We start from the raw sequence: 21,153 nt of genomic DNA on the forward strand, positions 1-21,153 counted from the left end.
CCTTCGCAGGCTCAGGGCGTTCGAAGCTCGAAAAGCCAAGCAATTGGCTTTTCGTCCGCGACGCGGACCGCTTCTCACCCCACAGGGGGAGAAGGAAGAACCGCGCTAGCCGCTCAATATCTCCCTCAGATGATCAAGGATCATAGCCACACCCTTCTGCCCAAGCTCGGCCGAAGCATCCTTGGCGCTCGCCGTATACCAGCTCTTGTTGTCGTTGAAGTGAGCGGCATCGACAGCCTCCGGACATAGCGCCAGCATCAGCGAGGTCTCGCCGATGCCGGCATGATCGAACGGGTACTTGCCGTTCATGTCAGCCGACATCAGCGGATGCACCTGCACCCAGTTGAAGAAATTTTCACCCGCGGCGTGCCCGGAATAATAGTCGGCCATCGCCTGCGAACCCCACCAGCCCTCGCCGCGCTCCTTTTCGAGGAAGCGGAAGATCGCCTGGCGGCCGGCGGTCTTGAACGCCAGATCGGTCGGCATGCCGGCGGCAAAGTTCTCGGTCTGGTGGTGGATGATGGCGTGGATGTTGCGAAAGCCGATGCGCAGCAGGCTGTAGAACAGCTCCTCGCCGAACGGCGCCAGCGCATTGCCGCCGACCTGCACCGAGCCGCTGCCTTCCGGCGGCGCCACCGCATAGCTCGCAGCACCGTAGTAGAAGGGCGGCAGGATGACGACGTCCTTCTCCTTTTCGAACAGCTCCAGCGTCTTGACGACGGCCAGCGTGTCCATGCCGACAGCCATGTGCTCGCCATGGTATTCGAGCACGCCGAGCGGCAGAGCGACCGGCCAATTCTCAGCGATCGCCCTGCGGATCTGGTGTGGCAGCAGCAGTTCGTAGCGCATGATCTATTCCATGTTGGTGTGGCGGGCGCGCATGGCTTCGGGCGACGCCCCGATCAATTCCCTGAGTTTCAGCACCATCACCTCGAACAGCAGGAACAGCGCGCCTTCGAACACCGAGCCCATCGGCAGCACCGATGTCTTCTGCGCCCCCTGATCGTTGGCCATGGTCTGCGCGGGAATGAGCAGGGTGAAGTCGGCAAGCCTTGCCGCGCTGCCTGCGGCCTGGGCGGTCAGCAGGAGATTGGTTGCACCTGCTTGGTGCGCGACCTGCATCAGGGTCAGCACGGTCGAGGTCTCTCCCGGCCCGGAGCTGACCAGGAAGACATCGCCCTGCCCCAGCGGCGGTGTGTTCATGTCGCCGACCACGGACACCGGCAGGCCCAGATGGTAGAGCCGCATGGCAAACCCCTTGACCTGCAAGGCCTCGCGGCCGCAGCCATAGACGACGATCTGTCGCGCGCCGGCCAGCATTTTGCAGGCGGCGTCGATCCGGCTTTCGTCGATGCGGGCCAGCACGCCGCCGAGCTCCTCAAGCGCGGTCTCGAACAGGCTTTTGCTCTTGTCGTTCACCGCGATCCTGCCATCAAAAATCACCCCTGGGATTTGCCGCCCTTGCTGCCACGAACAACTTGATTTCGTTCATGCTAGCAACCGCGAAAATGCGTGTCCAACGCGCAGCGATGCTTTTGCCTGATCACAGGCGTGATAGTGTCATGTCAGACAAATCAAGCGAGGCAAACGGCAGCATATGAAGACACGGCATTTCGACCGCATCGGCAATGGCGGCATCAGTTTCACCGAGCTCGGCTTCGGCGCGGCGCCGCTCGGCAACCTCTACCGTGCCGTCTCCGACGAGGACGCCAACGCCACGCTGGAGGCCGCGTGGGCGACCGGCTGCCGGTACTACGACACCGCGCCGCTCTATGGACTCGGCCTCTCGGAAACGCGGCTCAACCCGTTCCTGCGCGGCAAGAAGCGCGACGACTATGTGCTGTCGAGCAAGGTCGGCCGCATCATGCGCGCCTGCCCGCCCGAAGAGCGCACCGGCATCGGCAAATTCTTCGACACGCCGTCACGCCGCGAGGTGTACGACTACAGCTATGACGGTGTCATGCGCTCGTTCGAAGCCTCGCTTGAGCGCCTCGGCGTCGACCGGATCGACATCCTCTTCGTCCACGATGTCGACATCTTCACGCATGGCAGCAAGGAAGCCTCCGACCGGCGCATCGAGGAGTTCATGCGCTCCGGCTATTACGGCCTGCTCTCGCTGCGCGACCAGGGCGTGATCAAGGCGTTCGGTGGCGGCATCAACGAGTGGCAGGTCGCACAGACGCTGGCCGAGCGCGGCGACTTCGACCTGTTCCTGCTGGCCGGACGCTATACGCTCCTGGAACAGGAGGCGCTGACGTCCTTCCTGCCGCTCTGCCAGGCACGCGGCATCGGCATCGTTCTCGGCGGCCCCTACAACTCCGGCATCCTGGCGACCGGACCGAAGCCCGGCGCCTACTACAACTACTCGGAAGCGCCGAAGGACATACTCGATCGGGTCGCCGGGATCGAAAACGTCTGCAAGCGTCATGGTGTCAGGCTGATCGAGGCCGCCCTGCAATTCCCGCTGCTGCACCCGTCGGTCGTCTCGGTGATCCCCGGTGGCCAGCGGCCGAGCGAGGTCGAGAGCAATCGCTCGCTGCTCGATGCGAAACTACCCCCAGCGCTTTGGGCCGATCTCAAGAAGGAAGGTCTTATGCGCACCGAGGCGCCGACCGCGTAAGCCGGCCGCCGTCGCGTCAGCGTCGGGCACAAAAAATGAAAAGCCGGGCAAGCCCGGCTTTTCTGGTCGCGTGTACCTGCGTAGGCTATAAAAAATGAAAAGCCGGGCAAGCCCGGCTTTTCTGGTCGCATGTACCCGCGTAGGGCGCCAAAATGAAAAGCCGGGCAAGCCCGGCTTTTCTGAGGTCTCTGAAAAGAAAAAACGCTTAGTTGACTGCGTCCTTGAGGCCTTTACCGGCCGAGAACTTCGGCACGGTGCGCGCCGGGATCTTCACTTCGGCGCCGGTCTGAGGATTGCGGCCGGTCGACGCCGCACGCTTTGACACGGAGAAATTGCCAAAGCCGACAAGCCGGACATCGCCGCCCTTCTTCAGTTCGCCGGTGATCACGGAAAATACCGCATCGACCGCCGACTGCGCGTCACCCTTCGAAATGCTCGCGGCGTCGGCGACAGCGGACACCAGTTCGTTCTTGTTCATAAAAATTCCCTTCCATGAGAACACCGGAACTATCGACTCATCCGGCAGGAAACGGACTTTAGAAAGAAGCGCTCCCGCAACCAAGTCGAAAAGGCAGGAAAAAAGCGGAAAAAGCCCGGAAATGCTGGGTTTTTCACATGAAAAAGCCGGGCTCTAGGCCCGGCTCTCCGTTTGTGCGCTGCAACCTTGACGAAAACCAACGCATGGCCCCGAAAACCGTCGCCGGTTTTCGGAAAGGGCCATGCGCAAGTCCGAGCGTTAGAGCGTCCTTTGTGCGTCCAGATGGACGCCCGGCGCTCTAATGCGCCAGGGACTTTCCAGCGTCGTCGGCACTGTCTGTCGAGGCCGGCGGATTGACCGGTTCGACCCATTCGATCGGCTCCGGCATACGCACCAGCGCGTGGCGCAACACCTCGCCGACACGTGAGACCGGAATGATCTCCATGCCGTTCTTCACGTTGTCCGGGATTTCCGCCAGATCCTTGGCATTGTCTTCCGGGATCAGCACCTTCTTGATGCCGCCGCGCAGCGCGGCGAGCAGCTTCTCCTTGAGCCCGCCGATGGGCAAGATGCGGCCGCGAAGCGTTATCTCGCCGGTCATCGCCACATCCGCCCGGACCGGAATACCCGTCAGTACCGACACAATGGCTGTCGCCATGGCAGCACCCGCAGACGGGCCGTCCTTCGGCGTGGCGCCTTCCGGCAAGTGCACGTGGATGTCGCGCTTGTCGAACAGCGGCGGCTCGATGCCGAAATCGACGGCGCGCGAGCGGACATAGGAGGCCGCCGCCGAAATCGATTCCTTCATCACGTCGCGCAGGTTGCCGGTCACCGTCATGCGGCCCTTGCCGGGCATCATGACGCCTTCGACCGTCAGCAGTTCGCCGCCGACTTCCGTCCAGGCAAGACCTGTGACGACACCGACCTGATCGTCAGACTCGACCTGGCCGAAGCGGTAGCGCTGGACACCAAGGTAATCGGAGAGGTTCTCCGCCGTGATGCTCACCGTCTTCTTCTTCGTCTTCAGGATCTCGGTCACCGCCTTGCGCCCAAGCTTCATCAGCTCGCGCTCCAGGCTCCTGACGCCCGCTTCGCGGGTGTAAGTCTGGACGATGGCGCGGATCGCGTCCTCACCAACGGAAAACTCCTTCGGCTGCAGCGCGTGATCGCGGATCACCTTCGGCATCAGGTGCCGCTTGGCGATCTCGATCTTCTCGTCCTCGGTGTAGCCGGCGATACGGATGATCTCCATGCGGTCCATCAAGGGCGCCGGGATGTTCAGCGTGTTCGCCGTCGTCACGAACATGACGCTCGACAGGTCGTATTCGACCTCGAGGTAATGGTCCATGAACGTCGAGTTCTGTTCCGGATCGAGGACCTCGAGCAACGCCGATGACGGATCGCCACGGAAGTCCTGGCCCATCTTGTCGATCTCGTCGAGCAGGAAGAGCGGGTTGGACTTCTTGGCCTTCTTCATCGACTGGATGACCTTGCCGGGCATCGAGCCGATATAGGTGCGGCGGTGGCCACGGATCTCGGCCTCGTCACGCACGCCGCCAAGCGCCATGCGGATGAATTCGCGACCGGTCGCCTTGGCGATCGACTTGCCGAGCGAGGTCTTGCCGACGCCGGGAGGGCCGACGAGGCACAGGATCGGCCCCTTCAGCTTCTTCTGGCGGCTTTGCACGGCGAGATACTCGACGATGCGCTCCTTGACCTTGTCGAGGCCGAAATGATCGGTGTCGAGCACGTTCTGCGCAAAAGCCAGATCCTGCTTGACCTTGGAGTTCTTGCCCCACGGGATCGACAGGATCCAGTCGAGATAGTTGCGCACGACGGTCGATTCAGCCGACATCGGCGACATCGTCCGGAGCTTCTTCAACTCGGCTTCCGCCTTTTCGCGGGCCTCCTTGGAGAGCTTGGTCTTCTTGATGCGCGCCTCGATCTCGGCGGCCTCGTCGCGGCCGTCCTCGCCTTCGCCGAGCTCCTTCTGGATCGCCTTCATCTGCTCGTTGAGGTAGTATTCGCGCTGCGTCTTCTCCATCTGGCGCTTGACGCGCGAGCGGATGCGCTTCTCCACCTGCAGGACGGAGATTTCGGCTTCCATGAAGCCCATAGCCTTTTCCAGCCGCTCCTTGACCGAGAGCGTGGCCAGCATTTCCTGCTTTTCAGGGATCTTGATGGCGAGATGCGAGGCGACCGTATCGGCGAGCTTGGAGTAGTCGTCGATCTGGCTGGCGGCACCCACCACTTCGGGCGAGATCTTCTTGTTCAGCTTGACGTAGTTCTCGAAGTCGGTGACGACCGAACGGGCCAGCGCCTCGACCTCGACCTCTTCCTCTTCCGGCTCGACCAGCGCCGCGGCGCGGGCTTCGTGGAAGTCGGGACGGTCGGTGAACGAGACGATTTTCGCGCGCGAGGCGCCCTCGACCAGAACCTTGACGGTGCCGTCGGGCAGCTTGAGCAATTGCAGCACATTGGCGAGCGTGCCGATGTCGAAGATGGCATCGGGTTCGGGATCGTCGTCGGCGGCATTCATCTGGGTGGCAAGCAGGATCTGCTTTTCCTGACCCATCACCTCTTCCAGCGCCTTGATCGACTTCTCACGCCCGACGAAGAGCGGAACGATCATGTGCGGAAACACCACGATGTCGCGCAGTGGGAGGACTGCGAAGACGCCGTCGCTGGGTGCCTTGGATACTTTGGCCATTGTCCAACCTTTCATGTCGCGGCCGCCAATCAGCCAACCGCGAATCTTATATTAACGACCGGGGATCGTTCCGCCTACCACCGTTTATGACGGGAGTTTTACAGCACAGAAATCGGGCACCTCGGCCTTCTCCAGTTAGTTGGATGCACGACCCCCAAAGATCAAGGGGCGTGTCCAAATCCGCACTTCCAACCCGTCCGCGAGTGACACATTTGCGACGCCAAGCCGTACGCCGCGCAAAAGCCCTGTGTGACAGCAAAACGGCGCCTTGCGGCGCCGTTTCAGAATTTCGCTGCGGGCTCATCATGTCAGGCGCTGACATTGCCCTTCTTTTCCTTCTGCTCGGAGTAGATGTAGAGCGGCCGGGCACTGCCGGTCACCACCTCCTCCGAAATCACCACTTCGCGCACGCCTTCGAGTGCGGGAAGTTCGAACATCGTGTCGAGCAGGATCGCTTCCATGATCGAACGCAGGCCGCGCGCGCCGGTCTTGCGCTCGATGGCGCGCTTGGCGATGGCCGAAAGAGCGTTCTCGTGGAAAGTCAGGTCGACATTCTCCATCTCGAACAGCCGCTGATACTGCTTGACCAGCGCGTTCTTCGGCTCGGTCAGGATCTGGATCAGCGCCGGTTCGTCAAGGTCTTCCAACGTCGCCAGGACCGGCAGACGGCCGACAAATTCGGGGATAAGACCGAACTTCAACAGATCCTCGGGCTCGACCAGGCGGAAGACATCGCCGGTGCGGCGATCTTCCGGCGAAGCGACGATGGCGCCGAAGCCGATCGACGTCTTGCGGCCGCGATCCGAGATGATCTTGTCCAGCCCGGCGAAGGCGCCGCCGCAGATGAACAGGATGTTGGCTGTATCGACCTGCAGGAACTCCTGCTGCGGGTGCTTCCTGCCGCCCTGCGGCGGCACGGAGGCGACGGTGCCTTCCATGATCTTCAGAAGCGCCTGCTGCACGCCCTCGCCCGACACGTCGCGGGTGATCGAGGGATTGTCCGACTTGCGCGAAATCTTGTCGATCTCGTCGATGTAGACGATGCCGCGCTGGGCGCGCTCGACATTGTAGTCGGCCGATTGCAACAGCTTCAGGATGATGTTCTCGACGTCCTCGCCGACATAGCCGGCTTCGGTCAGCGTCGTCGCGTCAGCCATGGTGAAGGGCACATCGATGATGCGGGCCAGCGTCTGCGCAAGCAGCGTCTTGCCGCAACCGGTCGGACCGATCAGCAGGATGTTGGACTTCGCCAGTTCGACATCGTTGTTCTTGCCGGCATGCGCGAGGCGCTTGTAGTGGTTGTGGACCGCCACCGACAGCACGCGCTTAGCGTAGGGCTGACCGATGACATAGTCGTCGAGAACCTTGAGGATCTCCTGCGGTGTCGGCACGCCTTCGCGCGACTTCACCATCGAGGTCTTGTTCTCTTCACGGATGATGTCCATGCAGAGTTCGACGCACTCGTCGCAGATGAAGACCGTCGGACCGGCGATCAGCTTGCGCACTTCGTGCTGGCTTTTGCCGCAAAACGAGCAGTAAAGCGTGTTCTTGGAATCGCCGCTGTTGTTGCCGACCTTGCTCATTTTCATGTCCTTTCATGGCCGCCCGCCGATGGTCTGGCTGAAAGGGCGCATACTCTATCTATCGCGGGAATCCGCCGCCGCCAGTGTGTCCCGGCTCCCGCAACGCATTCCGTACGAAACACAAATCAGAAAACGTGGCAATGATTCGCGACAACCCCGCATAAAGCTAAGCCGCCGAAACTCAACATAGCCTTAACGTAGGCAATCCTGTCCCCCGAGGGAACAGCCAATTGTGGCCGAAATGCCGCAAGACGCGCCAAAAGCGCGTGATGGTGCCATCCAACTGCCAACTTGCCTTTATGCCAGCGCCCCTTCGGCCGCCTCGCGCGACGAAATGACCTTGTCGATGAGGCCGAAATCCTTGGCTTCGTCGGCGGTCATGAAATGGTCGCGGTCGAGCGTTTTCTCGATCTCTTCGTAGCTCTTGCCGGTGTGCTTGACGTAGACCTCGTTGAGGCGACGCTTCAGCTTGATGATATCCAGGGCATGGCGCTCGATGTCGGACGCCTGGCCCTGGAAGCCGCCGGAAGGCTGGTGAACCATGATGCGGGCGTTCGGCGTGGCAAAGCGCATGTCCTTGTGACCGGCGGTCAGGAGCAGCGAACCCATCGAAGCCGCCTGGCCGATGCAGAGCGTCGACACGGCCGGCTTGATGAACTGCATGGTGTCGTAGATCGCCATGCCCGAGGTGACGACGCCGCCCGGCGAATTGATGTAGAGGTTGATTTCCTTCTTCGGATTCTCGGCTTCGAGGAACAAAAGCTGCGCGCAGACCAGCGTCGCCATGCCGTCCTCGACCGGACCGGTGATGAAAATGATGCGCTCCTTGAGGAGGCGCGAGAAAATGTCGTAGGCCCGCTCGCCGCGATTGGTCTGTTCGACCACCATCGGAACGAGGTTCATGTAGGTTTCGACGGGGTTCTTCATCAGATATCTCTTATCTCGCGGTGGGATTCCGGCGCCGGGAATGCCGGCAGATCGGGCAGAATCGGTTCTGGATCGTTATTCCGTAGATAGGATGCCGGCTCGTCCTTGTGCAAGGCCGACCCCTCCTAGCCATCTGGGTAAGTCGAATCAAGGTTTCTGACCAAGGATTCGCGGCGGCGGATGCTTCCGCGGGTCCGGAGCCGCATGGCCGACCACGCAAGGTAGCAGTTTCTTAACCGCGTCACTTAACGAAATGCGCCGAAACCGCTTTTTTCCGAGACGGCTTCCTCTACAATTCAACGTTGAACTTATGCGTAGAGTTCAACAGGGGAAGTGTCATGCCCGGGAAAACCGCATGCTTCACCATCGCCGGGCTGACCATGCTCGGCACGATTTCGCAGACGACGGCCGGCGGCCGCGCCGTCGAATGTTATGAGCCGGTCCGCAGTCCGGCCGTGTACGACACGGTCTATGAAGACGTGATGATCAGTCCGCCCGGTCAGCAGGTCGACTATATCGCCCCTATCTATGGCACGCGCGAGCGCGTCGTGATGACCGTTCCGGCGCAAGTGACCTACCAGATCGTGCCGGCCGTCACCCGCACGGTCTATCGTACGGTCCGGATCGATGGCGGCGGCTATTCCTGGGAATGGCGCGTCGTCCATGGCCGCAAGGTGCTGTGCAAGGTCTGGCACAAGGCGCGCTACGAACGTGTCGCCAAAACCGTGGTGATCCAGCCCGAACGCACGCGACGCGTGGTCATCCCCGCTCAACACGACAGGATCGCCCAGGAGGTGCTGGTGCGGCCGGAGCAAAGGCGCGTCATCGATGTTCCCGCCTCCTACCAGACCGTCGCGCGTCGTGTGCTGGTTCGCGAGGGTTAATCGGGCTGGCGGCGGGTGCATATTCCCAGGCATTGCCAGGATTAGGTCATCCCGGCGGCGGTCAGGCGACCTCCGCCCGCAGCCATGCCTTCAGGCCGGCGATATCGCCATCGCCGACGGCCGCCGCAACGCGCCTGCCGACCGCCGCGCCGAACTTGTAGCCGTGACCGGAGCATGCCGAGACAACAAGGCATTTGCCCTTTTCATGCGCCATGAATTTTTCGTTTGATGTGAAGGTGTAGGCGCAGGTGACGACCTCGGTCACCCGATACTCCGCGATGCGGGCGATCGGCGGCGAAAACAGGTTGCGGATCGCCTCGCCCTCGCCCGCCACCGGCTGACGGTTCCAATCGGCGTCGCTGGTCGGCACCCTGTGCAGGCCGGACCCGAATTTCATGCCGGCGCCGCCGGAGGGCGGGATCACATAGCCGTCGATCGCGCCGCCGACATCGAGGACAACCGGTGCCGCCTGCCAGGCCGCCTCGAGGTCGGCCGGTGGTTCGACATAGGCAAGTGCGGTTCGATAGGTCTTCAGCTCGCCGTCCAGCTCCGGAAACAGTTTTAGCACCCAGGCGCCGGCGGCGACAACGATGCGGTCGGCCTGCATGGTCTCACCGCTTTCGAGCACGATGTGGCCGGCTTCGGCGTCGACTTCGACGACCTTGCTATTTTCGTAGACATTGGCGCCGTTGGCGCGCAGCCACTTTGCCAGGCCGGACGCGATCTTGCGGCAATGCAGGGCGCCGCCTTCGGTTGAGAAATAGGCGTAGCGAAACGACCCGGCTTCCAGAAACGGCCAGCGCTTCACGGCTGCATCCGGCTCCAGCAATTCGAACGGAAAATTGCCTTCTTCCAGACCCTCGCGATATTCCTCGGCCTCGTCGCCCGGCTCGCGCGAAATGCAGACAAATCCTCTGGGATCGAGGTGGCTTTCGCCGAGATCGGCCCACACCTCGTCCCAGGCCTGGTAGGCTTCGGTGATCAGCCGGCCGTAGCCGGTCCCTGCGCGGTAAGCGCGGCGGATGATGCGATGATGGTCGCCCGACGCGGCCATCGGGTTTGGGATCGGCCCTTGCTCGACGATCGAAACGCTGTGGCCGGCCTTGACCAGCGACCACGCCGTCGAGAGACCGGCAATACCCGCGCCGACAACGATCACATTCATCAAATCAGACTTTCCGCAGCCGGTCGGCTGGCTCAACATATTGGATTGCGGGCGCCAACATACGGTCTGGAACCAGGCTGGCAAGCCGCGCTATTGGTCTGGCATGAGCAAATTGACGCTTCCCGCTCTGGCCTTTGATCCAGCCACTCGACATCTGCGGCTCGACCCGCACGAGCCGGCTTTTTTCCAAAACCCTTATGATGCCTATTCTTTCCTGCACGGCGTATCGAATGCATTCTTCTGGGAAGAATTCGGCTTCTGGTGCTTTGGCGGTTTCGACGACGTCAACCGGCTGCTGCGCGATCGCCGCTTCGGCCGCCAGAACCCGGCCGGCATTCCAGACAGCCGCGGCATTGGACAGGATCGCAGCCATCTCAGGGCCTTCGACGGCGTCGAAGCCAATTCGATGCTGGAACTGGAGCCGCCGGTGCACACGCGGCTGAGAACACTGGTCAACCGGGCCTTCGTCTCGCGCCAGGTCGAACGGCTGCGGCCGCGTGTCGAGGCTTTGGCCAACGACCTGATCGACCGTTTCGAACCAGGCAAGACGGTCGACCTGTTGCCTGCTTTCGCGGCGCCCTTGCCGATCACCATCATTGCCGAAATGCTCGGCGTCCCGGTCGAAATGGGGCCGCAACTGCTCGACTGGTCGCACCAGATGGTCGCCATGTACATGCATGGCCGCACACGCGCGATCGAGGAGACGGCCAACCGCGCCGCCCGCGAATTTGCGGATTTCCTCCGTGGCTACGTCACCGAGCGACGCCGAGATCCCGGCGACGACCTGTTGTCGCTGCTGATCTCGGCGCAGGAGGACGGTGAGAGGCTGTCGGAGGACGAGATGGTGTCCTCGGCGATCCTGCTGCTCAATGCCGGCCATGAAGCGACCGTGCATCAGACCGGCAATGCCGTCCGCTCGATCCTTTTGCAAGGTGGCGATGTCAGCCGCTTCTTCGGTTCGCCCGAAACGACCGCGGCAACGGTCGAGGAATGCCTGCGCTTCGACGCGCCGCTGCACATGTTCGCGCGCTATGCCTATCAGGAGATCGAGGTCGCGCCCGGCATCGTCGTGCAGCCGGGCCAGACGATCGGGCTGCTGCTGGGCATGGCCAATCATGACCCACGCGCCTTCGCCGATCCTCTCGCCTTCCGGCCCGACCGTGCCGACCAGAAGAACGTCTCCTTCGGCGCCGGTATCCATTTCTGCATCGGCGCGCCGCTCGCCCGGCTCGAATTGCAGGTGTCGCTGAAAACCTTGTTCGAACGGCATCCGAAGCTGCATCTTGCCGAAGAGGCGCGCTTTCGGGACACTTACCACTTCCATGGGCTGGAAACGCTCGCCGTCGGCCTCTGACGGCCACAAGCCGGGGCTACCTCAGACTGTCCCGGGGAAATAGGATGGCGCCGGCTTGCCTGACCTGACTGAATTGAAATTCGCCTTCCTGGAAGAGCCGCCATTCTGCTTTGCAGGTGCATCGGGCGAGGTCTCAGGCTGTGACGTCGAGCTTGCGCGCAGGCTCGGTGACATGCTCGGATTGGCGAGCTTTAAGCCGATCGAAGCCGAATTCGCTGAACTGCTGCCGGGATTGGTCGAGGGTCGTTGGACCATGACGACCGGCCTGTTCGTCTCCGAAGAGCGCAGGCAGCTTGTCGACTTCACACGGCCGATCTGGGCGCTGCAGGACGGGTTGCTGGTCGCGAAACACAATCCGCGTGGCTTTCGCGGCTACCAATCCATTGCCGAGGACCGGACAGCGTTGATTGGTGTCATAACCGATCAGGTTCAGCATCTTACGGCGTTGCACAACGGAATCGCGCCCGAGCAGGTCAGGACGTTTGCAACGCAGGCGGATGCGGCGGACGCAGTGGCCAGCGGCGCGGTGCACGCCTACGCCAGCGTTGCGATGGCGCACCGAGGCTATCTGACCCGGCGGCCCGATATGCCGCTTGGGCTTGTCGAGGTTCCCCCGATTGAAAAGCAGCCGTCGGCCGGTGCCTTCGTGATCGCCAAAGGCAATTCAGCCCTGCTCCGGCGCATCGATGATTGCCTCGATGAATTGGTGGGCAGCGACTGGCACCGACGGATGATGGCGCGATACGGATTCTCGGACAGCGATATCGACCGCATCGTCTGATCCGTGCATCTTTTGTTGTTCGACCATGATCTTTACCCGAAAACCGGCCTCCACTTTTCGGGATCACGGTCTACAGCCTGATCACATACTCCTTGCGAGTCGTTTCAAGCACTTCCCAGCTGCCTTTGAAGCCGGGCCTCAGCACGAAGCTGTCGCCGGCCCGAACGGTGAGCGCTTGCCCACCGTCCTCCGCGATCACCGAAACGCCGGACAGGATATGGCAGAACTCCCACTCGTCATAGACGATACGCCATTTGCCCGGGGTCGATTCCCAGATGCCGGCGTAAAGGCCGCCGTCGCGCTCCTCGACATTCCAGGTGCGGAATTTGGGATCGCCCGAGATCAGCCGATCCGGCGCCGGCGCGCCCTGTTCGGCGTCGACAGTGTCGAGGCCGATGGCAAGAAATTTTGACTCGCTCATGATCGGTCAGACCTTGGCTAGCGCCTGTTCGAGGTCGGCGACGATGTCGTTGACGTCCTCGATGCCGATGGAAAGCCGCACCGTGTCCGGTCCTGCGCCGGCCTTGACCTTCTGCTCGTCGGAAAGCTGGCGGTGCGTGGTCGAGGCCGGGTGGATGACCAGCGACTTGGTGTCGCCGACATTGGCCAGGTGCGAGAACAACTCGAGCGCCTCGACGAATTTGACGCCGGCGTCATAGCCGCCCTTCAGCGCGAAGGTGAACACGGCACCGGCGCCCTGCGGCGAGTATTTCTTCTGTAGCGCATTGTTCCTGTCGGTCGGCAGGCCTGGATAGTTCACCGAAGCGACCTTGGGGTGGTTGGATAGCCAGGCGGCGACCGTCACGGCGTTGTCGCAGTGGCGCTGCATGCGCAGCGGCAAGGTCTCCAGGCCGGTCAAGATGAGGAAGGCGTTGAAGGGCGAGATCGCCGGGCCGAGATCGCGCAGGCCGAGCACGCGCGCGGCAATGGCGAAAGCGAAATTGCCGAAGGTTTCGTGCAGGACGAGGCCGCCATATTCGGGGCGCGGTTCCGACAGCATCGGGTATTTGCCCGACTTCGACCAGTCGAAGGTGCCGCCATCGATGATGGCGCCACCGATCGAATTGCCGTGGCCGCCGATGAACTTGGTCAGCGAATGGACGACGATGTCGGCGCCATGCTCGATCGGCCGGATCAGGTAGGGCGAAGCCAGCGTGTTGTCGACGATCAGCGGCAGGCCATGCTTGCGCGCGATGTCGCCGATCTTCTCGATATCAACGAAAGTGCCGCCCGGATTGGCCAGGCTTTCGATGAAGATCGCCTTGGTCCTGTCGTCGATCTGGCTCTCGAAGGTCGAGATGTCGTTGGTGTCGGCCCAGCGCACCTCCCAGCCATAATTCTTGAAGGCATGGCCGAACTGGTTGATCGAACCGCCATAAAGCTTGTTGGCGGCAACGAAATTGTCGCCCGGCTGCATCAGATTGTGGAACACGATCACCTGCGCGGCGTGGCCGGAAGCGACCGCGAGTGCCGCCGTGCCACCTTCGAGGGCCGCCATGCGCTCTTCCAGCACCGCCTGCGTCGGATTCATGATGCGGGTGTAGATGTTGCCGAAGGCCTTGAGCCCGAACAGCGACGCGGCATGGTCGGCATCGTCGAAGACGAAGGAGGTCGTCTGGTAGATCGGCGTGGCACGCGCGCCGGTCGCCGGATCGGGCTTGGCACCGGCATGGACGGCGAGCGTGTTGAAACCTGGCGTGCGGGTCACTGAAAACCTCCCTTTTGAAACTCTTGAAATCGCCGGGCATTCTTGGCGAAGCATGAGCGCGAATGCAAAGAAGAAAATGCCCTTCGGCGAACGATCTGCGGCCGAGGCCCGAGAAAATGCACTGGTCTAAGGAATAATTTTGCGCCCAAGGCGCATTGCGCATCAGGCCTTGCTTTTGGTGCACGTCGTTATCCCAAAACCGCCGCGCACTTTTGAGCGACGCGTCCTACTTCTGGCGCACGCCAAAACTCTGGAATCCCGACCGCATCAGCGGCTTCTTCGACGACAGCACACCGGAATTGACGCCGGTCCAGCCGATCTCGCCGGACAGCTTGCCGTATTCGATTTTGGGGCAGCGGTTCATCACCACCTTGATGCCCGCCGCCTCGGCGCGTGCGGCGGCCTCGTCATGGCGAACGCCAAGCTGCATCCAGATGACTTTCGGCAAGGGATCGAGCCGCAACGCCTCGTCGACGATGCCGGGCACCGCCGCCGGCGCGCGAAAGACATCGACCATGTCGATTGGCTCGAGAATATCGGCGAGCCTCGCATAGGTCATCCGGCCGAGGATCTCCTTGCCGGCCTGGCCAGGATTGATCGGAAACACCGAAAATCCCTTGGCCAGCAGATATTTCAGCACGAAATAGCTTGGCCGCACATCATTGGCGGACGCGCCGACCATGGCGATGGTCTTCACCGAATTGAGGATGCCGGCGATGTAGGTGTTGTCGTAGCTATCGTGATTCATGCGGCTTCCTGCGGTAGTGGTATCGGTAAAGTTCACGGCTGAACCCAAGCGAGGCGTAGAGAGCGCGAGCCGGCGTGTTGTCGACCACCACCTGCAAGCATGCGGCGTGAGCCCCTGCCCGCCGCGCCCAGCCGATGAGGCCGCCGACAGTCTTGCGGCCCAGACCTTGCTGCCTGAAACGGCCATCGGTTTCAACCGATTCCACCACAAGCAGGCCATTGCGGATGACGCCATAGGCCAAGGCGGCAATTTCGCTGTCGCGTTCACAGGATACGAACGCCCGGTCGCCGACGATCAGCCCGGTCATCTCGCGAAAGATGCGGCACTCGGCGTCGTCAAAGGTCCCCATGCGGAACCGCGCCGCGAGCCAGTCCTCGCCCGGCGCCTGCGAAACGGTGACCTGCTCATCGCGGACTTCAGCCAGGTCGCCGATCCCGGCATGGAGATGGATCGTGCCGCCTTCCGGCTGGTAGCCGCGATGGTCGAGTGCGGCTTCGAGCTCGCCGGCGATGTCGGGAACCCGAAACAAGGGCGTCTGGCCGTGGCCGATGTAGAAGGACTCGGCGGCGCCGATGACAGCATCCGGCGCGCCACGCTGGCCGCGCAAGGGATTGGCCGAATTGGTGCGCCGGATCCGTCCGCCGGAGCGCCGCAGGAGCCAGCCATCAAAGACCGCCCCGGTCGCCGCCGGCCAGCCTTCGCGGCATGCCTGCTCGACGCGCCAGTTGAGATCATCGTCGCCGGCGCTCACGCGTCATCCTCCCGCAGCGCTTCCTCCATGAACGCCTGCGGATCGGTACAGAAGTCGCGCATCATGCGAAAATGATCGGTATCGCTGAAATCGGTCGGGTCGAGCCCGAAGCGGCTGATGCGGAACAGCCGCGCGCCAGGACAAGCCATCAGCAGCGGCGAATGCGTCGCCATGATCACTTGCGCGGTGCCCGACTGGTCCATGCGCCGCAGCATCTTGAGCAGCTCGATCTGTCGCGTCGGCGACAGTGCGCTCTCGGGTTCGTCAAGGATGTAGATGCCCTGCCTGCGGCAGCGCTCCTCGAAAAATCGGATAAAGCCCTCGCCATGCGACCAGGACAGGAAGTCCGGCGGCGCCCCGCCAGACTCCAGCGCTGCCTGATCGAGATAGCGGGCCACGGAGTAGAAGGATTCGGCGCGAAAGAACCAGCCGGCGGTGACTTTCGGCAGCCAGTGACCACGGAATGCGTTGGCCAACGCAGCACCACTCTTGTCGATAGCGCTGGAATGGTCGACTGGCATATATCCCTTGCCGCCGCCGGCTTCGTCATAGCCGGCCAGTGCGCCGATCGCCTCGAGCAGCGTTGATTTGCCGGTGCCGTTCTCGCCGACAATGATGGTGATCGGCGTGGTGAATTCGAGTTCGAACTCATGGCCGCGAAACAGCGGCAGATTCCAGGGATATTTCTCCCAGTCCGCCACGCGCTCGGCGTCGAGCAGGATGCGCTTCAGATAGGGAGCCTTTAGCCGCGTCAGCTGCTTGCGATGGGCCATCAGCCGGGTAGCGAAATCGTGCCGTCTTCCGCGATCGGAAAGGCCGGATTGTGCGCCACTTCCCAGACATGCCCGTCGGCGTCGGCGAAATAGCCGTACCAGCCGCCCCAAAAGGCCCGGCCGGCCGGCTTGACGATGCGGCCGCCGGCTTTTTCCGCCCTGGCGAGCACGTCGTCGACTTCGGCGTCGGAACGAGTGTTGTAGGCGAGGTAGACCGCCGATGGCGCCGCGGCGAAGGCGATGCCGGAATCCTCTTCTGCGCTGGCGCGCGGGAACAGGCCGAGGATGACACCGCCCATCTGGAAGAAGGCGACCCCATCGGTGATGCCGGCATGCCGCTTCAAGCCCATCTCTTCGTAGAAGCGCACGGCGCGGTCGAGATCATCGGTAGCAATGGTGATGATGGAGATGCGCGGCTCCATGACGTTCTCCTTACTCGTCCTTCCATTCCGGCTTGCGCTTGCCGATGAAGGCGCCGATGCCCTCCTCCGCGTCGCGCGCAAGCATGTTCTCGACCATGATCCGGCCGGTATAGGCATAGGCGTCCGCGAGGCCCATTTCAGCCTGGGCGTAAAAGGCTTCCTTGCCGGTCTTGACCACCAAAGATGATTTGGAAGCAATGGTTTGCGCGTATTTGGTGACGATCTGATTCAGGTATTCGCGCGGCACGACGCGGTTGACCAGGCCGAACTCCTTGGCGGTCGCCGCATCAATCGTCTCTCCGGTCAGCAGCATCTCCATGGCATGCTTGCGCGAAACGTTGCGCGACAGCGCCACCATCGGCGTCGAGCAGAACAGCCCGATATTGACGCCCGGCGTGCAGAAGGTCGCCTCATGTGAGGCGATCGCCAGATCGCAACTGGCGACCAGTTGCAGCCCGGCGGCGGTGGCCAGGCCGTCAACCTCGGCGATGACAGGCAAGGGATGGCGCACGATGGCCTGCATCAGCGTCGCACAAGCGGCAAACGTCTCTGCGAAGAAGGCCTTGCCATGATCGGCGTCAGTGCGGTGCGCCGTCATTTCCTTGAGATCATGGCCGGCGCAGAACACCTTGCCGGCCGCCGACAAAACGATGACGCGAACGGCCTTGTCGGCCTTGGCGCGCTCGAGTTCGGCCGTCAGCGCCGCCATCACCGCCAGCGACAGCGCGTTGGCGGGCGGATTGGCGAGCGTCAGGCGCAGCACCCCCTTGTCCAGTTGTGCAACAACCGGACCTTCAACGGCGGCAGTCTTGATGGCAAGGATTTCGGCCATGGATAAGGTCTCCGCGATTCCGCCTGGGGCTGCCAGAGTATCTAATACCGGATCAGGTTTCGTCCAACACCGATCGCTTGCGCCAGGGGACGAAGGTTGTCAGAAATGCCGCGCCGCGCCCATACAGGTCGGCCAAAACGAGGGACCGACATGCCCGCCCAAACCAATTTGAAGCCGGTGCTGACCGCGCAACAAGTCAATGCGCTGATGGAGACCGTCTATCCGCAGCTCAACGAGCAGTTCAAATATTTCGAGGCGATCGACGTGTTCCCCGGCGGCTGCACCGTGCGGCTCAACGCCGGCGAGCGGCACTTGCGTCCGGGCGGCACGGTGTCCGGCCCTTCGCTGTTCACGCTGGCCGACATTGGCGGCTACGTCTGCGTGCTCAGCCATGCCGGACCGGATGCGCTTTCCGTTACCGTCAACCTCGACATCAATTTCGTGCGCAAGGCCGAGGCCGGACCGATCGACGGCCACTGCCGCATCCTGAAGCTGGGGAAGAGCCTGATGGTGTTCGACATCGACATCGTTGCCGGCCCGGACGGGCAAACGGTGGCGCACGCCACCGGCACCTATTCGATCCCGCCGAAGCGGAATGGCGATGTGGTAAAATAATACCTTCCACTTAACTTATTGTTTTCGCCGCATTTTGTCAGATATTCTCCTTTTCGCGCGCCTTGACGCGATCACCACCCTCGCCTATAAGCCCTCACGAAGCAGCGGCCCGCAAAGGCCGCCGTTTTGTTATTGGCGGCGGACAGCGTCCTTCCGACAATCCAAGCAACAAGAAACGCCTTCTTTTATGAAGGTCAGAACCGAGAGCAGAAAACATGACAACCTTTTCGCAGAAGCCTGCGGATGTGGTGAAGAAGTGGATCCTGATCGACGCCGAAGGTCTCGTCGTCGGTCGTCTGGCCACTGTCATCGCCAATCATCTTCGCGGCAAGCACAAGCCGACCTTCACCCCGCATGTCGACGACGGCGACAACGTCATTGTCATCAATGCCGACAAGGTGGTGTTCACCGGCAAGAAGTTCACCGACAAGGTCTATTACTGGCACACCGGCCACCCAGGCGGCATCAAGGAGCGCACCGCGCGCCAGCTGCTCGAGGGTCGTTTCCCCGAGCGTGTCGTCGAGAAGGCCGTTGAGCGCATGGTCCCACGTGGCCCGCTCGGCCGTCGCCAGATGAAGAACCTGCGCGTCTATGCAGGTGCCGAGCATCCGCATGTCGCACAGCAGCCCGTCGTGCTCGACGTGGCCAAGCTGAACGCCAAGAACAAGAAGGTCGCATAAGATGGCTGAGCTTTCCTCGCTCGCAGAACTGGGCGCCGCCACCGGCAACACCAATACCCAGCCGGCAGCCCCCGTCCACGTCCAGAAGCTCGACAAGTCGGGCCGCGCCTATGCCACCGGCAAGCGCAAGAACGCCATTGCGCGCGTCTGGGTGAAGCCGGGTTCCGGCAAGATCATCGTCAACGACAAGGAATTCGCGACCTATTTCGCGCGTCCGGTCCTGCAGATGATCCTCAACCAGCCGATCATCGCCTCCAACCGCGCCGGCCAGTACGACATCGTCGCGACCGTTGTCGGCGGCGGTCTCTCCGGCCAGGCTGGCGCCGTGCGTCACGGCATCTCCAAGGCGCTGACCTATTACGAGCCGACGCTGCGTGCCGTGCTCAAGAAGGGCGGCTTCCTGACCCGCGACAGCCGCGTCGTCGAGCGCAAGAAGTACGGCAAGGCGAAAGCCCGTCGTTCGTTCCAGTTCTCGAAGCGCTAAGCACTTCGCAGCTTCAGACAATCGAAAAGGCCGCCTCCCGGGCGGCCTTTTTGTTTGCGGCTCGGCAGTCACCCCACCCGCGCCTGCGGCGCGACCTCCCCATTAAGGGGAGGTAGAAGAGCGCGACGCCCTACCTCCCCTCGATGGGGAGGTCGGCGCGTAGCGCCGGGTGGGGTGAAGGCGCCGGCATAAACAGGTCAGGCCTTGCCGCCCTTGATATAGTCGATGAACGCCCGCAGCGGGGCCGGCCAGCCGCCGGCCGGGATAATAGAGGAACGGTCCGGGAAAACTCGGCCACCACGGTTCGAGAATGGGCTCAAGCGCGCCGCTTTCGAAGTAGGGGCGAAGCCAGCCCTCGAAGAGGCCGATGATGCCGGTGCCGGCGATGGCCGCATCGACGGCAAGATCGGTCGCGCCGCCGATCCGCACGATCAGCGGCCCTGTCGGATCGACCCGCACCACCTCACCGTCGCGCTCGAACTCCCAAGGCAGCATCGCACCGCTGGCAAAGCGCCCGCGCACGCAAGAGTGGCCAAGCAGGTCGCTCGGGTGTTGCGGCCGCCCATGACGAGCAAGATAGGCAGGGCTGGCAGCGGTGGCGAAGCGCTGCACGCGCGGTCCGATCGGCACCGCGATCATGTCCTGCTCCAGCCGCTCGTCATAGCGGATGCCGGCGTCACACCCGGCCGCCAGCACATCGACAAAGTTCTCATCGGCGATCACTTCCAGACGGATGCCGGGATAGGCAGCGAGGAAACCCGGCACGATATCGGGCAAGATCAACCGCGCGGCGCTGACCGGCACATTGAGACGCAGCGAGCCCGCCGGCCTGTCGCGAAAGCCGTTCACCACGTCCAGCGCCGCCTCCACCTCCGACAGCGCCGGGCCGAGCCGCTCCAGAAGGCTAAGGCCCGCCTCGGTGGGTACAACGCTGCGCGTCGTGCGATTGAACAGCCTGACGCCAAGCTGCGCTTCCAGGCGACGCACCGCCTCACTCAAGCCGGAGGCGCTGCCGCCGCTCGCACGCGCGCCATCGCGAAAACCGCCGGCGCGCGCCACCGCCACGAAGGCGTTCAGGTCACTGAGGTCCATCATTGTTCGCCATTCCGCACGGCCTGTGTGGATTGTACCGGATTATCACGAGGTTGGGCAGCGCCTATCTCTGCCTCCTCAAAGGAGATCAATCATGTCCAATATCCAACAATCCGGCACCTTCGCCCCCGCCACCTTCAAGCTTGGCAGTCATACCGTGAAGCGGCTCGGCTACGGCGCCATGCAGCTCGCCGGGCCCGGCGTGTTCGGGCCGCCCAAGGACCATGACGCGGCATTGGCCGTGCTGCGCGAGGCGATTGCGCAGGGGATCGACCATATCGATACCAGCGACTTCTACGGCCCGCACGTCACCAACCGGCTGATCCGCGAAGCACTGGCACCCTACCCCGACGATCTCGTCATCGTCACCAAGATCGGCGCGCGGCGCGGGCCCGATGGCTCCTGGCTGCCGGCTTTCTCTCCCGAGGCGCTGACCCAGGCGGTGCACGACAATCTAAGCAATCTTGGGCTCGATGTGCTCGACGTCGTCAACCTGCGCATCATGTTCGATACCCATGGCCCCGCCGAGGGATCGATCGAAGCGCC

Annotated in this window: 22 protein-coding genes and 1 pseudogene; 8 read left to right on the plus strand and 15 right to left on the minus strand. The window is 62.5% G+C overall.

All coding sequences use genetic code 11. The annotated features are described in order from the left end of the window. Positions 1 to 105 precede the first annotated feature (105 nt). Together EOB49_RS26280 and EOB49_RS26285 are read right to left on the minus strand one after the other, a co-directional pair. A complete protein-coding gene (locus EOB49_RS26280) occupies positions 106 to 849 on the minus strand; it encodes a creatininase family protein (protein WP_127382696.1) in 744 nt (247 codons plus the stop codon). A gap of 3 nt (positions 850 to 852) precedes the next feature. Continuing rightward, a complete protein-coding gene (locus EOB49_RS26285; RefSeq protein WP_127382697.1) occupies positions 853 to 1,419 on the minus strand; it encodes an SIS domain-containing protein in 567 nt (188 codons plus the stop codon). Between the two features lie 178 nt (positions 1,420 to 1,597). Here EOB49_RS26285 and EOB49_RS26290 point away from each other — a divergent pair, with 178 nt between their 5' ends. After that, positions 1,598 to 2,620 carry an aldo/keto reductase gene (locus EOB49_RS26290; RefSeq protein ID WP_127382698.1) on the plus strand — a complete coding sequence of 341 codons (1,023 nt, stop codon included), beginning with the start codon at positions 1,598 to 1,600 and terminating at the stop codon, positions 2,618 to 2,620. Between the two features lie 205 nt (positions 2,621 to 2,825). On the opposite strand, the gene hupB is transcribed toward EOB49_RS26290, so the two are convergent. From hupB to clpP, 4 genes are all read right to left on the minus strand, one after another. Then, positions 2,826 to 3,098, minus strand: coding sequence for a DNA-binding protein HupB (hupB, locus tag EOB49_RS26295; protein WP_127268007.1), 273 nt, complete (start codon positions 3,096 to 3,098; stop codon positions 2,826 to 2,828). A 298-nt stretch (positions 3,099 to 3,396) separates the two neighbouring features. Beyond that, complete coding sequence (gene lon, locus EOB49_RS26300; RefSeq protein WP_127382699.1) at positions 3,397 to 5,808, minus strand: endopeptidase La; 2,412 nt, start codon at positions 5,806 to 5,808, stop codon at positions 3,397 to 3,399. 308 nt (positions 5,809 to 6,116) lie between these two features. Then, positions 6,117 to 7,391, minus strand: coding sequence for an ATP-dependent Clp protease ATP-binding subunit ClpX (clpX, locus tag EOB49_RS26305; RefSeq protein WP_023759839.1), 1,275 nt, complete (start codon positions 7,389 to 7,391; stop codon positions 6,117 to 6,119). 297 nt (positions 7,392 to 7,688) lie between these two features. Beyond that, a complete protein-coding gene (gene clpP / locus EOB49_RS26310) occupies positions 7,689 to 8,318 on the minus strand; it encodes an ATP-dependent Clp endopeptidase proteolytic subunit ClpP (RefSeq protein ID WP_013532191.1) in 630 nt (209 codons plus the stop codon). Positions 8,319 to 8,656: 338 nt separating this feature from the next. Between clpP and EOB49_RS26315 the strand changes: the two genes are divergently transcribed. Then, positions 8,657 to 9,202: a hypothetical protein gene (locus EOB49_RS26315; RefSeq protein WP_127382700.1), complete on the plus strand. Its 546-nt coding sequence runs from the start codon at positions 8,657 to 8,659 to the stop codon at positions 9,200 to 9,202. A gap of 61 nt (positions 9,203 to 9,263) precedes the next feature. Here the strand turns inward: EOB49_RS26315 and EOB49_RS26320 are convergent, their stop codons facing one another. Further along, positions 9,264 to 10,367, minus strand: a complete 1,104-nt coding sequence (locus tag EOB49_RS26320) for an FAD-dependent oxidoreductase (protein ID WP_127320389.1) — start codon at positions 10,365 to 10,367, stop codon at positions 9,264 to 9,266. Between the two features lie 103 nt (positions 10,368 to 10,470). Here EOB49_RS26320 and EOB49_RS26325 point away from each other — a divergent pair, with 103 nt between their 5' ends. Both EOB49_RS26325 and EOB49_RS26330 read left to right on the plus strand, forming a co-directional pair. Next, a complete protein-coding gene (locus EOB49_RS26325) occupies positions 10,471 to 11,721 on the plus strand; it encodes a cytochrome P450 (protein WP_127382701.1) in 1,251 nt (416 codons plus the stop codon). Between the two features lie 73 nt (positions 11,722 to 11,794). Further along, a complete protein-coding gene (locus EOB49_RS26330; protein ID WP_245472845.1) occupies positions 11,795 to 12,502 on the plus strand; it encodes a transporter substrate-binding domain-containing protein in 708 nt (235 codons plus the stop codon). Positions 12,503 to 12,572: 70 nt separating this feature from the next. Here EOB49_RS26330 and EOB49_RS26335 read toward each other — a convergent pair whose 3' ends face one another. The 7 genes from EOB49_RS26335 to EOB49_RS26365 form a co-directional block, all read right to left on the minus strand. Then, a complete protein-coding gene (locus tag EOB49_RS26335) occupies positions 12,573 to 12,923 on the minus strand; it encodes a cupin domain-containing protein (RefSeq protein WP_127382702.1) in 351 nt (116 codons plus the stop codon). Positions 12,924 to 12,929: 6 nt separating this feature from the next. Further along, positions 12,930 to 14,210 carry an O-acetylhomoserine aminocarboxypropyltransferase gene (locus tag EOB49_RS26340; RefSeq protein WP_127382703.1) on the minus strand — a complete coding sequence of 427 codons (1,281 nt, stop codon included), beginning with the start codon at positions 14,208 to 14,210 and terminating at the stop codon, positions 12,930 to 12,932. A 226-nt stretch (positions 14,211 to 14,436) separates the two neighbouring features. Next, positions 14,437 to 14,958 carry a CoA-binding protein gene (locus tag EOB49_RS26345; protein WP_127382704.1) on the minus strand — a complete coding sequence of 174 codons (522 nt, stop codon included), beginning with the start codon at positions 14,956 to 14,958 and terminating at the stop codon, positions 14,437 to 14,439. Next, positions 14,945 to 15,709 (minus strand): GNAT family N-acetyltransferase, encoded by a 765-nt coding sequence (locus EOB49_RS26350; RefSeq protein ID WP_127382705.1) that lies wholly within the window; start codon positions 15,707 to 15,709, stop codon positions 14,945 to 14,947. The genes EOB49_RS26345 and EOB49_RS26350 overlap by 14 nt, the downstream gene beginning before the upstream one ends. After that, on the minus strand, positions 15,706 to 16,482 hold the full coding sequence (locus tag EOB49_RS26355) for an AAA family ATPase (protein WP_127329671.1): 777 nt from the start codon (positions 16,480 to 16,482) through the stop codon (positions 15,706 to 15,708). The genes EOB49_RS26350 and EOB49_RS26355 overlap by 4 nt, the downstream gene beginning before the upstream one ends. Continuing rightward, complete coding sequence (locus tag EOB49_RS26360; RefSeq protein WP_127322812.1) at positions 16,482 to 16,904, minus strand: VOC family protein; 423 nt, start codon at positions 16,902 to 16,904, stop codon at positions 16,482 to 16,484. The genes EOB49_RS26355 and EOB49_RS26360 overlap by 1 nt, the downstream gene beginning before the upstream one ends. 10 nt (positions 16,905 to 16,914) lie before the next feature. Continuing rightward, positions 16,915 to 17,736: an enoyl-CoA hydratase gene (locus EOB49_RS26365; RefSeq protein ID WP_127382706.1), complete on the minus strand. Its 822-nt coding sequence runs from the start codon at positions 17,734 to 17,736 to the stop codon at positions 16,915 to 16,917. Positions 17,737 to 17,886: 150 nt separating this feature from the next. Here EOB49_RS26365 and EOB49_RS26370 point away from each other — a divergent pair, with 150 nt between their 5' ends. The 3 genes from EOB49_RS26370 (at position 17,887) to rpsI (ending at position 19,515) form a co-directional block, all read left to right on the plus strand. Beyond that, entirely contained in the window at positions 17,887 to 18,351 is a 465-nt protein-coding gene (locus EOB49_RS26370) for a PaaI family thioesterase (RefSeq protein ID WP_127382707.1), read from the plus strand. 215 nt (positions 18,352 to 18,566) lie between these two features. Next, complete coding sequence (gene rplM, locus EOB49_RS26375) at positions 18,567 to 19,031, plus strand: 50S ribosomal protein L13 (RefSeq protein ID WP_013532205.1); 465 nt, start codon at positions 18,567 to 18,569, stop codon at positions 19,029 to 19,031. 1 nt (position 19,032) lies between these two features. Then, positions 19,033 to 19,515 carry a 30S ribosomal protein S9 gene (rpsI, locus tag EOB49_RS26380; protein ID WP_023810272.1) on the plus strand — a complete coding sequence of 161 codons (483 nt, stop codon included), beginning with the start codon at positions 19,033 to 19,035 and terminating at the stop codon, positions 19,513 to 19,515. Between the two features lie 197 nt (positions 19,516 to 19,712). Here the strand turns inward: rpsI and EOB49_RS26385 are convergent. Then, positions 19,713 to 20,610: pseudogene (locus EOB49_RS26385) on the minus strand (LysR substrate-binding domain-containing protein). Between the two features lie 91 nt (positions 20,611 to 20,701). Here EOB49_RS26385 and EOB49_RS26390 point away from each other — a divergent pair. Then, positions 20,702 to 21,153: aldo/keto reductase (locus EOB49_RS26390; protein ID WP_206526146.1), on the plus strand; the 452-nt coding region annotated here is incomplete at its 3' end.

It is taken from the genome of Mesorhizobium sp. M7A.F.Ca.MR.148.00.0.0, assembly GCF_003997735.1.
In the GTDB taxonomy this organism is placed as follows: Bacteria; Pseudomonadota; Alphaproteobacteria; order Rhizobiales; family Rhizobiaceae; genus Mesorhizobium.

Coding starts and splice junctions, on each gene's coding strand:
- EOB49_RS26280 (WP_127382696.1), bottom strand. CDS start 849: ATGCGCTACGAACTGCTGCTGCCACACCAGATCCGCAGGGCGATCGCT.
- EOB49_RS26290 (WP_127382698.1), top strand. CDS start 1,598: ATGAAGACACGGCATTTCGACCGCATCGGCAATGGCGGCATCAGTTTC.
- hupB (WP_127268007.1), bottom strand. CDS start 3,098: ATGAACAAGAACGAACTGGTGTCCGCTGTCGCCGACGCCGCGAGCATT.
- lon (WP_127382699.1), bottom strand. CDS start 5,808: ATGGCCAAAGTATCCAAGGCACCCAGCGACGGCGTCTTCGCAGTCCTC.
- clpX (WP_023759839.1), bottom strand. CDS start 7,391: ATGAGCAAGGTCGGCAACAACAGCGGCGATTCCAAGAACACGCTTTAC.
- clpP (WP_013532191.1), bottom strand. CDS start 8,318: ATGAAGAACCCCGTCGAAACCTACATGAACCTCGTTCCGATGGTGGTC.
- EOB49_RS26315 (WP_127382700.1), top strand. CDS start 8,657: ATGCCCGGGAAAACCGCATGCTTCACCATCGCCGGGCTGACCATGCTC.
- EOB49_RS26320 (WP_127320389.1), bottom strand. CDS start 10,367: ATGAATGTGATCGTTGTCGGCGCGGGTATTGCCGGTCTCTCGACGGCG.
- EOB49_RS26325 (WP_127382701.1), top strand. CDS start 10,471: ATGAGCAAATTGACGCTTCCCGCTCTGGCCTTTGATCCAGCCACTCGA.
- EOB49_RS26335 (WP_127382702.1), bottom strand. CDS start 12,923: ATGAGCGAGTCAAAATTTCTTGCCATCGGCCTCGACACTGTCGACGCC.
- EOB49_RS26345 (WP_127382704.1), bottom strand. CDS start 14,958: ATGAATCACGATAGCTACGACAACACCTACATCGCCGGCATCCTCAAT.
- EOB49_RS26355 (WP_127329671.1), bottom strand. CDS start 16,482: ATGGCCCATCGCAAGCAGCTGACGCGGCTAAAGGCTCCCTATCTGAAG.
- EOB49_RS26360 (WP_127322812.1), bottom strand. CDS start 16,904: ATGGAGCCGCGCATCTCCATCATCACCATTGCTACCGATGATCTCGAC.
- EOB49_RS26365 (WP_127382706.1), bottom strand. CDS start 17,736: ATGGCCGAAATCCTTGCCATCAAGACTGCCGCCGTTGAAGGTCCGGTT.
- EOB49_RS26370 (WP_127382707.1), top strand. CDS start 17,887: ATGCCCGCCCAAACCAATTTGAAGCCGGTGCTGACCGCGCAACAAGTC.
- rplM (WP_013532205.1), top strand. CDS start 18,567: ATGACAACCTTTTCGCAGAAGCCTGCGGATGTGGTGAAGAAGTGGATC.
- rpsI (WP_023810272.1), top strand. CDS start 19,033: ATGGCTGAGCTTTCCTCGCTCGCAGAACTGGGCGCCGCCACCGGCAAC.